Annotated in this window: 4 protein-coding genes and 1 pseudogene; 1 reads left to right on the top strand and 4 read right to left on the bottom strand. The window is 63.9% G+C overall.

Annotated features, from left to right (window positions below; all coding sequences use genetic code 11):
• Positions 1 to 183 (top strand): annotated as a pseudogene (locus CWC60_RS04080) (IS630 family transposase); the annotation flags it as partial.
• A 206-nt stretch (positions 184 to 389) separates the two neighbouring features.
• On the opposite strand, the gene CWC60_RS04075 reads toward CWC60_RS04080, so the two are convergent.
• The 4 genes from CWC60_RS04075 to CWC60_RS04060 form a co-directional block, all read right to left on the bottom strand.
• Entirely contained in the window at positions 390 to 5,954 is a 5,565-nt protein-coding gene (locus tag CWC60_RS04075) for an ATP-binding protein (protein ID WP_125182720.1), read from the bottom strand.
• Between the two features lie 9 nt (positions 5,955 to 5,963).
• On the bottom strand, positions 5,964 to 7,448 hold the full coding sequence (locus CWC60_RS04070; RefSeq protein ID WP_125182719.1) for a hypothetical protein: 1,485 nt from the start codon (positions 7,446 to 7,448) through the stop codon (positions 5,964 to 5,966).
• A gap of 4 nt (positions 7,449 to 7,452) precedes the next feature.
• Positions 7,453 to 9,915, bottom strand: a complete 2,463-nt coding sequence (locus tag CWC60_RS04065) for a hypothetical protein (RefSeq protein WP_125182718.1) — start codon at positions 9,913 to 9,915, stop codon at positions 7,453 to 7,455.
• A gap of 408 nt (positions 9,916 to 10,323) precedes the next feature.
• Positions 10,324 to 11,016, bottom strand: a complete 693-nt coding sequence (locus CWC60_RS04060) for an HhH-GPD family protein (protein WP_109792733.1) — start codon at positions 11,014 to 11,016, stop codon at positions 10,324 to 10,326.
• Positions 11,017 to 11,224 lie beyond the last annotated feature (208 nt).

Raw genomic sequence — 11,224 nt, 5'->3', positions numbered from 1 at the left:
CGGCTCAGCAAGCGTCGCCTGAAGCGCGGCGTGTTCCATTCGCTGGTCGACCTGCAGGCCGCCATCAATCGCTTCGTCGCCGAGCACAACCAGGAGCCCAGGCCGTTCGNCTGGACCGCCGATCCCGACAGGATCATCGAAGCCGTCAAACGCGGGCACCAAGAGTTAGATTCGCTCCACTAGGCCCTGTTGACAAAGGTTGTTAGCGACAGTCTGGCAGCCACGAGGTTCAGGAATCCGAGAGACGAGAGGCCGGTTTTGTCGTATCTGCTGGCGATGCCTCGGATTTGATTGATGCGGCCGGGTCGATACCTCGGCGAGTGACGAATGGTAACATGTGCTAAAACCTTTTTTCTAGCAATAGGACAGGAATTTTTGTTCAGACAATTCTAGGCATCGTTGTGCAACAAAAAATAAGGTTGTCCGCGCATCAAGGTCCCCTCGTTTTGTCCATTGGCACAGCGGTAATACCCCCAGTGTGGCTCAAGCTTGGCAATTTGGTCCGCCAATTCCCTGTTTTGGCCCCTGAAGCCGATACGTTCGAAGTCGGTAGGCCGCGCTTGCCTGACCTTGTGGACCATCCACGTCGATAGGGCTTCTGCCCAGTCGTGGTCACCCAGTTGGAAATGCGAGAGGAACTGGGACGAGAGTATGACGCCCATTCCGAATTCGCGGCCCTCCAACATCAGCTTCATTAGCACGTCGAATCCCCGCCCCATTGCGTGGTGGGCTTCGTCGATAAGTACGTAGGAATCAACTACGCGGCGGTTCACGCCGTCCTTGCCGGTGAGGAAGGGGTGTTTCTCCCGGTTCTTCATGTAGTCGGTGTAGAGAAAGTCGAGGAACATGGTGGCGATGATATCGACGACCTCCTGGCCGGCGGCACCGAGTTGCGAGAGCCTCAAGACAGTTGTTTTGTCGAATACTTCTTCGAACGAGGTGATGTTCCCGGGATTCCGCTCGAAGATTTCCAAGTCGATCATCAGAGTGAGCACAGACACGACGCTGTCCTGGCGACCACCTGATTTCTCCCGGTACGTTGAAAGCACGTCCTCGAGCGTAGGCCAGTAGCCAGTTTGGCATGCTTGGTAGGCATCGCGGACGCTCTCGTAAACGAGGTTCCGCTGGACCTGCCCAATGCCGGATATCCTGCGCAAAAGATCTACGAAGAAGTTGGCGCGCTGGACCTTCTGGATGTTAGCTGCGTCCGGCGGCAACGCGAGGAAGTTCAGGGGCAAGGTCCTCGTCGGGTCGAGGAGCTGACCATCGATTGCCTTGACGAAATCGTCTCCGGAGTAGTCGTTCTTGTAGTCGAATATGAAAGACTTCGGCGTGATCCCGCGGTTGGAGGGGCCGGCCTTGGCTAGCTGGTAGACGATCGACTTGAGGAACTGGGTCTTGCCGGTACCGAGATCGCCGACGACACCCATGTTTAGCTGCGTCAGGTTGGTTTCGCTTGGCTTGAGCATGATCGGCAACATCCGGGTGCCACGTTGCTCGTGCCCTACAAGGATCTCGATTCCCTCAGTGGCTTCTTCGGCCGGCTCCACGGTGTTCCCGGGGTTGGCATCGTCATCCGGCGGAGGTGGGTCGACGATGTCGGTTTCGCCAGGTGGGGCCTCCGGGGCGTCGCGGACTTCTTTCTCCGGTGTCGTGTCGGGTAGGGGATCGGTCTCACCGGTCCCGGCAGGGCTATCGTCTTCCGGGGTGACTGGTCGAGGCGGCGTTCGGTTTGGAAGTCCTGTCGCCGTCGCTGCCGTTCTGGCCTCGATAACCTGGGTGAGTGCCCGTCCAATCTCCGTTCCTTGCCTTCCTTCCCGGGCAGCCGCGAAACTGGACATGAACTGGCCAGCTTCGCTGTCGGCGGGTTCCCTGGGCTCGTAGGGAGCGCCGCCTGTCGCCGACCCATGAGCCTGTAGCCAGAGCAGCGTGCCCGGGCTGACGGTGATCTCTGCCTCGCCGCGCCCAATCGCTTCTAGAAGTATTGCTTCCTTGGCGGGATCTCGCCTGCTGCCGGGCGGGCGGAGCATCAGGGCCGCTTCGATCAAAGTTCCGAACGCCGAGCCGACGAGAACCCTTTCACCGGCGACGGCGGCAAAGTTCTCGGCGACCTTTTGAAGGAGCTTGGCCGACGAGGATAGTTGTACGAGTGGGTCTTCCACGAGTACCGCGCTATTTGCCGATGGGAAGCGGGCCGGCGCCGAGGACCTGGCTTTCACTTCGACGGGATGTAGCTCGAGTTTCGGCGGTCCGTCGCCGCCCTGCGTGGACTTGACGAGCAACAGGTCTGCCCGGCGCTTGTCATCGAGTCGGTCGCCTGGCCTGTTCCCGAGCAACTCGAGCAAGGGGAAAACGGCGTCCATCGGCAACACGCACCGCGTTTCGTCGTCCGCTCCTGATGTCTCCCAGTCGTCGAGCAAAACGTAGGCGAAGTAGAATCCGAGGGCACCCATGCTCTGTGTGTGTCCCATGGCAAGCAGCGAGGACAAACCGATGCCACGTGTGCCGAGTTCCTCGACGATGGACCTTGCCTGGTTCGGCGAGGCGCCCGCGATCCCGGCGGCGTTCATCGTCTTCTGGATCTCCTCGAGCAACGCATCGGGCGTTCGCGTTAGTACGGTGTAAGGATGCCCCGAGCTGATGCTGTTTATCGATGTTTCCTTGCTCGAGCGGCCGAGGAATGCCGGTCGCCATTCCCAGAGCGATAGGCCGGCTCCTGATTGCCGCAGCTGCATGGACAGGATCGAGGGGTCGAGGTGCTTGTTGCCCATGATCGTCCACAGCGATTGCCCGCCGAAGAACGGGTCACCGAGGAGAAGCGTGCTCTCCAATACGACCCTTTCCCGGTCGCCCGCCATGCCTTCAACGCACGCGATCGCTTCGTGGAAACCCGGCATCTGGCTGAACGAGCCCGGGGAAAAGCCCATTGAGAAGGTCGATGTTTGCGAGCCGGAACTGGAATGGTGCCAGCTCTTGAAACGGGCGACCGGGTCCACCGGCCCGGAAGAGCCAACCGGGGAATCGCCATCGCCACGGGAGGAGACCTCCAGCTCCACGAGGGTATTCTCCATGAACCGCAGGTCCACCGACCTGAACTGCTTCGTAACGGTCCATTCGAAGGCCGGGTTGTCCAATGGGTCCGCCGCGGTACCCGGCTGCGAGGCAAACCGGCTCAGGACGCGGTGGGGACTCGGCGGCAAGCCTTGCCTGTTGACGTCGTCGAAGACCCGGATGCCGCCGGGAAGCGCGACTTCTTGGCCATTGAGCAGCCGCGAGGCGGCTGAGATAATCGCCTCGTCTGTTTCGATCAGGCGCTGGCGTTTCGTTGCGCTGCTGATGCTAACCCGGAGCTGTCCCGTGGAAGGGTAGACGCGCAAGTAGTCCCGTATCGCCACATCGACGCTGCCCCTGCCCAGGCCTGACGGCGCACCGAGGGGCAGCTCTCGGCGGAGCAAGAAGAACCGCTCAACGCCATCCCCCGAGTGGACCCGGGAGTCGGCGAGAAGGGACCAGCTGCTGAAAAACTCGCTCGGTCCAGGTGAAAGGCCTAGGCTCAACCAACCCCCGTGTCCCGGGACCTTGGGCCCGACGAGCGGGAGCGACTCGCCATCGACGAACCTCAGGAACGAGGACGCGACCTCTCCGAAGACCTCGCACGACGCGAGATCCCGGGCCGCGTCCTGAATGCCCACGCTCCACGCGAGTCTCAGCGGGTGCAACGGGGATAGCAGGACACCCTCGTGGCGTCCCCGCCTGCGGTCGAGGAGGATCACGCTGAACGGGTAGGCGCCGACCGTTGTCCCGTGGCGGTCCTTGCCGGCCTTGGCAAGGGCCGCGTAGGCCCGGAGGTAAGCCTCCAGCTTGCCGCGGTCGAGGCCATCGACGGGTAGGGCGCTTGGCAAGGCCGTCGTCTCTGTATCGCCAACAAGGCCCGGGAGACCTAGTTCCTCAAATGCCTTCCAGAAGCGCCCCGCCTCTTCCGAGCCCTCGATGCCAGTGGCGAACACGGAATCGGCACCGTCGTCGAAGTTCGCGAATGCGCCCAGCCGCTCGTTCCAGAACAAGCGGTCCCCGTCTTCCTCGCGCGTGATCGAAACGAGTGCGCTGCCGAGCGAACGACGGAACTCTACACCGGGTGGTTGCTTGATGCAGTTGCCGGCGAGCCATTGCTCGACGTGAAACCGGGGGTCCCTTTCGAGCTCGGTTCGCGTTTCCCCCTCGACGGGTACCAGCGGCTCGCCGGAGAGCGCGGCGAGAACAGGGTGAACCTTGCCGCCCTCGATCGTCGGCCGAACGAGGCGGGCAGAATGAGCGCCCGCGGCCAGGACCGGGTCCTCCGGGAGTTGCTTGATTTCCAGCTGGTTCACGGCGTCCACCGCGGCTTCGCCGATGGATGCGTCGTCCAAAGTGACCGGGCCTTCGTGCCCCGCCACGACGACCTCGATCGTGCCGTCGCCACCGTCGAGCTCGAACATCAATTCGGCGTCGCCGTCGGAAGGTTCGAGGCCCATGCTCCCGGGTTCCACCTTGAAGGGCGTGTCGGCGTGGAACTTTGCCCGGATCGGCTTCTTGCCCCTTGCTTGCTCGCCGATGAAGACCGTTGGCCTGGCCGGGTGCGGCGCGACGAGTCTCAGTACCACGGGGTCCCGGAGCGCGTTGGCGGGGCCCGTGGAATTGGGCACCACGGACAGGTTGAAAGGTTTCTCCCGCCATTTCCCCTTTCCGCCCCGGACCTTGCGGGAGAGCCTGAACTCGATCTCTACCGCGCCATCGAGGGCGCGCGCTTCAACCAGCTCAGGTTCCGCGGCGCTCTTTGGCGAGGAGTCGAGGCGGGGATGGATGGCTTGGCCCTGGCTCGCGAGGGCGGACTCGATCCTTAGGCGGAAGTGCCCGAGAGCAAGTTGCTGGTCCGGGCCAACTGTGTTTCGCGCGGCCGGCAACACGTGGATCGCCGGTGACCAGCCAAGCTCGGCGACGTTTTTCCAGTTTTGTTCCTGCCGGTACTGGAACTCGCCAATGACCGTCTCCGTTCGTGGCCGTGAGAAGAACTCGGTTTCCGAGGTAGCCGACCATGCGTCCGCCCAGACCCTTTCCCTCGTTGCCCTGCCGTGCCGGCAGAGCGCCAAGACCGCGTGGCCGGCGGAAGCGCGCGTGCTCGCCAGGGTTGCCCAGTCGATGCCGTTTAGCGGGTGGCTTGTCCCGTCCCCGGAACTGTCGATTTCCGCGACGCTGCGCTCGCATCGCTCGCCCGTCGACCAGCGGCTTTCGACGGTCTCTGCGTACCGTTCAGGCCCGTTTTTGACCTCGTACGCCTCGCCACTGTCCGGGTAGGGGAGACCGGCCGCGAGGTGAACCGCGAGTAGCTCCAGCCGTGGCAGGCCGGGCGCCAAGCTGTCGATTGCCCTCGGCAGGAACCGGGCAAGGTCATCGGCATGGAGCCAGTAGGCCGATTGCCAGGCGATCGCCTGGTTGCCCGCCTTCTCGTAGGCGGCAGACAGGTAATCGAGCACGTCGGCGATGGACCGGGCTAGCCGGGCCCGGTCGAACTGGTTCTTCGCCAGCCGGGCTACCTGTTCCGCCAGCTCCTCGCATACCCCCTGGAGATTCAGGAACGCGCTTGTCCCGCTGGCCGGTGAACCGAGCATCCCGGAGGCGAGCAGGTCACGGAACGTCTCGAGGGACTTCAAGTCCGGCGAATCCCCGGTCGCCGCGATGATCACGACCGACGGGGCAACGCCGCTCTCCGGCGTGCGGTAGGCAATGGCTTGCCCGGGCGAAATCTCGCCGAGGCCTGGCTGGTTGCCGACCACCTCTGCATGTCCGCCGTTGGCGCGAACGCCGTCGGCGAGATCGCGCCGGAACGCTGGCGGCAGGCCCCTGGGAAGCACGACCTTGGAGAGACCGCCGGCGTCGGCAGCCCGGATTCCTATCGCGTATGCAAGGGCGTGTTCCATTGATACCCCTTAGAACGCCGGCTCGAGCTCGATGGCCTGATCGGCATCGTGGCTCCCGCGTGCCAGGCCGTACGTCTCGAGCCTTGGGACGATCGAGCTCGCGCTCGCCTTTATCCCGACCTGGCCGAGCGCCCGGTAGAGGTCGGCAAGGCGAGACGGGATCCCCGGCTCCCGGGAGCAAAGGCTTGACACCGTCACGAGCCACTCCTGCCCTGGGTCGACGCAGGTGTAGCGCCCGGCGGTTTTCAGCAACGCGTAGAGATCGAGCGACGTCGCGTTGCCGCGTGCGAGGAGCGAGTAGCGTATCGTTTCGCGGACGTTCTTCGCGCTCGACGGCGGTGAAGCCTCGAGCGCTGCCGCGAGGTCACGCTCGACCTGGGCCCTGGAACCCCTGGTCGCGTCCCGGGCCCTTTCCAACCAGGCCACGAGCCCGTTCGGATCCTCGTCGAATGCACGCGGTTCCGGGATCCCTTCGTGTGTCCGGGCAAGGTCGTCGAGTAGGGCTTGGCAAGCCGTTCCGCTCGCGGACAGCTCGTTTATCACCGGGCCAACGTCTCCGCTCGACTTCGACAGGCGATCGTCCCAGGTAAACAACCAGCCGGATTGGTCCATCATCGCGTCCACGACGGCGTCGGCGCTTTCTTCGCTGGCGAGCGCCGCGACGAGCCGCCGGTTCAAGTGCATCTCGAAGAGAAAGCCGCTCGCCAGGGCGGTGCGCGTGATGCAGGAGGCCCAGTCCGTCCACCGGCGCCTCGGCATCGCGGCGACCCAGCCAGACTGGCAGAGATTGGTCCATGCCGAGTGGAACCAGTGGAACGGGGTGTTGCCGGACCGCTCAATCCAGGCCGGCCGGCGAACCTCGAGTGTTTTCCCGGCCAGAGCCGAGGTGCCTAGCGCGCCGAGTTCTTCGAGAGCCGGCCGCACCTCCGGGGGCACGATCTCCCCGAGTACCTCGTCGAGCCAGCCGGGGATGCCGGCACCGTGTGCAGGGCTAACGCCCCGTAGCCACGCGCCGGCCGCGGTCCCCTCGGTTCCACCGAGCGCGAAGAGTTGCTCGAGGATAAGCGCGATGTTCGGCGGGTTGCGTTGTCCCGAGATACCGCGCCGGTCCTGGAGCAAGGACAGCAATCCCGTCAGGGGAACGACCGTTGCGCGGGTCGCCCGGTTGGAGGATATCGCCTCGAGCTCGTCGAGCAGAACCTCGGCAGCGTGCCGGCTTGCCGATGGCCCCAGGTTGAGTTTCACGTCCAGTGCATCGCCGAGCCGGTCGTGCGGGCCGGAACCCTTCTCCGGACGGGTGAAAAGGATCCCGGCCTTCTGGGGCTTTGCACCGCGGGAGGTATAGGCGAGCCCGTTCTTCGCGTCCCCGGATGCCAGCGCTTGCCGTGCCGTGTCGTCCACGAGGGACCAGGCGAGTTCCGACACGAACAGCTCGGGGGAGGGGACGTACTGCGGGCGGTTGAGGCCCAAGAACGACATGTCCTTCTCTGCCACGGCGCTAGCCCCCCCAACCCTGGTCGGATCCGCCGTCCCCAACACCGGTGAACCGGAAGCGGTGACCGCCGTCGACTTGGCCGAGCTGGAATGCGAGAAGGCTCGCGCGGATCCGCTCGATGCGGGGTTCGATCAGCGCAAGCGAGTCCGTGAAACCGTCGCCGGCGGCCTTGGCCACTGCTTCGCGCAGCAGGTGGAAATCAAGCACTGTCGAACCTGCTATCTCTGAACCCGTCGTGCCGTGGCGAATGTCCAGCATGACCATGTCGCCGCGGGTCGACGCGCTAATCTCGAATCGGGCCTTCTGGATGTCGACGACGAAGGCACGATCGTCGTCACGTACCGGCTCTACCCGCGACCGGAGAACCGGGAAGCTGGCATCCCTACCGTCGCCGGAAGCCGGGAGGATGATGGAAAGCAAGGATTCTTCCAGTTGCTTCGGCAGCAAGTGGCTGCCCGGTCCCCGTGACGCCCTCCAGGCCACCTGCCACTGGTTCACCAGGCTGCAATGTGCCGGCCAACCCTTGGCCAGGCCGACCAGCCTGAACATGTAGCTCCCGTACCATGCAAGCACCTTGTTCCTCTGCTGGAGGGAGAGGTCCTGCGATCGGGAAGGCGATACGAAGGCCGCGATCTCCTTCTCCAGCGCTTGGTCGAACGACGTCCAGTAGGCCTTCACGTCATTGTCGAACAACGCCATCTCGTACCCGGGGAAGCGGCCATCCTCTATTCCTGCCAGGCGTTCGACGAGGTCCGTGTAGTCCTTGCCGTCACGGGGCCCGAAGTCGCGGACCGGGTCGCAGTGGTAGACCGCCGCGAGCGCGTCGTTCCGGGTTTCCGGCCAATCGAAGTCAAGCCCCGAGACAAGTGCCCGGGGGCGCCCGGCATGGAAGAGGGCGACATGGGACCGCAGCTTGGCCAGCGCAACTAGGGCATCCAGCCGTTCCTGTTGGTCAGGGGAAGACGTTCCCGCAATGCGCTTTTCTACCCACTCGCGTAGCGCCTGCATTCTCGTGGTGGGCAGCGGGCCGAGCAAGGAGTGCACGGACAACGCCCAAAGCTCGCGGTACGTGAAATGGGTGCCCGACATAACCTCGGCACCACGTAGAAGAGCACACCACGCGTCGGCCACGCTTGATGAAGCGAGTGACACCGCGTTGGCCCGCACGGGGTCGAACGGCTCGTCTGGGCAGCCTTCCAGGAAGGCCCGTGCCACTTCCGATAGCGGCTGGGCGAACGTAGCGAGACCGTGTTCGGCCTTGTTTCTCTCGAGGATCGGCCGCTGCCCGAGGGGCCGAGGGACCATGGCGCCGCTCGCACCGGTGCTTGTCGCTACGCCGGCTGGCCACGGCTCGAGGACCGAGGCTTGGTCAAGGAACACGACGTGGCAATGCGCGATCGTTTCCCCCCCGCTAGAGACCGAGAAGTATCGATACGTTTCGTGGCTGGAGCTACTTTCGAACAGGACCGAGATCGGGACGTCGTTTCCGGTTGATCCGGGATACGCATCGGATTCGAGCAGGATCTGAATGATGGAGCCAGCGGCGGAGTGGCTGGCGCTACCGGGTGAGGCATGTTCAACGGCGATCTCGCCTAGAAGCACGCCCCGGTTCACGCACGCGAGAAGGTTTTCGCGGTGGTCGATGGCCACGGCGATGTCGTTGACCAGGGCATTCGTGATCTGCCCGCCCGGCGGGGGGATAGTCGCGTCGTTGACCACGCGAAGCGAGCCACCGTTTCCCAGCTCGTACTCGTACACCCTCTGCGCGAACTCGGTTCTCTCTCCTCGTCGTTTTGCGCCAAGTCGCCGGACGGTGTCGCCGGCGAGCTTGGACTTTCCGTTGCCGGCGCCACCCACGAGGAAGACGAAGCAGGAAGGGGACGTGGTGCTGGCTTGGCATGCCTGCACCAGTGCCTCGCAAGCCTCCGACGCCATGGGAGCAGACGGGCCGTCGGGCCACTTCCCGGTTTCCCGCCGGCTTTGCGGTGAAACCGCGACCGTCGCCCCGCCGAACGACCGCTCGAGAAGCCAGGCCGGGTAGCGCATTCGTTCGTTCATTTTAGCTTCTGGCGGACTGTCCTCGGCCGGGCCAGGTTGGCCTCGCCCGCTATCGAGTTGCGGGGGCGAGTTGGCGTTGGCCAGCCTCCCGAGCGGAGAACCTGGATCGCTCGCCGAGTTCAGCACCTCGCTGACGCTGCAGTTCACGACGAAAAGCGCGTTGCCCTGAACAACGACGGCAAGCAGGTTTTCCGGCGCGGCATAGCCCTTGAGGCCGTTGAACCAGATCCTCGGGTCGCCGGACTTGGTGCTTGGCCTGTAGAGGTTAGCCTGAGTTTCCTCGAGTTTGCCGGGATGCACGAAGAAGGCCTTGTAGACCTTCTTGTGTTCCTGTCCCCGGCCCTGCGCGTCGTAGTCGTGGAAATGTCGTTCCTCAAAGAACGCTCGAACCTCGATGGTCGCGTCCATCAAGGACTTTTCCAAGCCCGTTTTCGTGGGCACGAGGAAGCAGGCCTCGATCCCGTGCCTCCCGAGGAAGTCCCGTGTTGCCGCAACATCGGTGTCGCTTGAACCAATCATCTAAGTGCTGGCGTCGCCACCAGTCGTCGGTACAACTCAATCGGCCTGTACCGGTTGCCCGCGAACGCCAAGGAAGTCCCCAAGTCACGCCTCCGGTTCCCGCTAGGTGCACCCGAATGGGTGAAATGCGGGAACATGTTCCCCTCGATTACCTCGCGGAAATGCTAGCAATCGCCCAGGCCGTAATCCAAGAATAAATTGCGCCGGGACTCGTTGCTGCGTGCTTGGGTTGTCCTCTTTCACCTTGCGAACGGGCTCCGCGTTTTGCCCCGCAAGTCCAACGGCGCCTTGTTCGCCCTAGCCGGGCGAAGCGCTACCGGTCACCAGGAATTGGCAGGTTCGGGAAACGGTGCAACCCGGGCAAGCCGGGTTCCTTGGCTTGCAGGTTGTACTTGCGAAATCCAGCGTGGCCCAGTTGACGATTGCCGGGTCACCGTCGCGCACGAGCCATCGCGCGGCGGCTTGCAGCCAGGGATCGTGCCGGATATCGGCCAGCCGGCGAGGGCGAACATGGCGCTCGAGAACCCGTGCCATGTTCACGTCGAGCAGGGGACGTCGGCGGCCATGCTGGAACAGCAGGATGGCGTTGGCGACGTATTGCCCGACCGCGGGCACCTTCGCGAGCCCGGTCTCGGTTGATGGAAATATCCCGCGGTGATCGGCCGCGTACGTTGCCAGTCCGTGCATTGACCTCGCCCTTCGTCGCCATAGGCCAATGGGCTTGAATTGCTCTTCGAGCTCGTCGATCCGCGCCCCGGCGATCTCCTCCCAGGACCGGAACCGCCCGAAGAACGTGCCGTACATCGAGCTCACTGTCTCGGCGCGGGTGCGTTGCAGCAGCACCTCGACGCAAATTCGCTCGAACACCGATGTACTATCTCGGCGCCACGGGAAGTCTCGCCCATTCGTCGCGTACCATCGAAGCAGGTTGCTGCGCAGCCTGGTGATTTTCACCTTGTCGGCGCGGGAAAGCGCCTGGTTCGTCGCCATGACCTGGTTCCTTGCCGACGAGGCCGCGGGGCCGGTCGAGCATCTAGTGGATTGAACCCGACAGTGGAGTCCCGATGGGGATTCCCCTTGTCGGCTTTGCGTGCGAGCCTGCGGCATGCGCACGGGTATCAGCTTCGAAGTTTCTCCGGATGACCGCTCTCGTCTCGAGGCGCTCGTCCGGGATCGGAACGCCCCTCAGAACCATGTC

The organism is Minwuia thermotolerans, assembly GCF_002924445.1.
Classification (GTDB): Bacteria; Pseudomonadota; Alphaproteobacteria; order Minwuiales; family Minwuiaceae; genus Minwuia; species Minwuia thermotolerans.
This window is presented reverse-complemented; position numbering and strand designations above follow the sequence as displayed.

Bases quoted from the DNA above. Each gene is read 5' to 3' on its own strand.
- CWC60_RS04065 (WP_125182718.1), bottom strand. From the start codon at position 9,915: ATGGACGCGACCATCGAGGTTCGAGCGTTCTTTGAGGAACGACATTTC.
- CWC60_RS04060 (WP_109792733.1), bottom strand. From the start codon at position 11,016: ATGGCGACGAACCAGGCGCTTTCCCGCGCCGACAAGGTGAAAATCACC.
- CWC60_RS04075 (WP_125182720.1), bottom strand. From the start codon at position 5,954: ATGGAACACGCCCTTGCATACGCGATAGGAATCCGGGCTGCCGACGCC.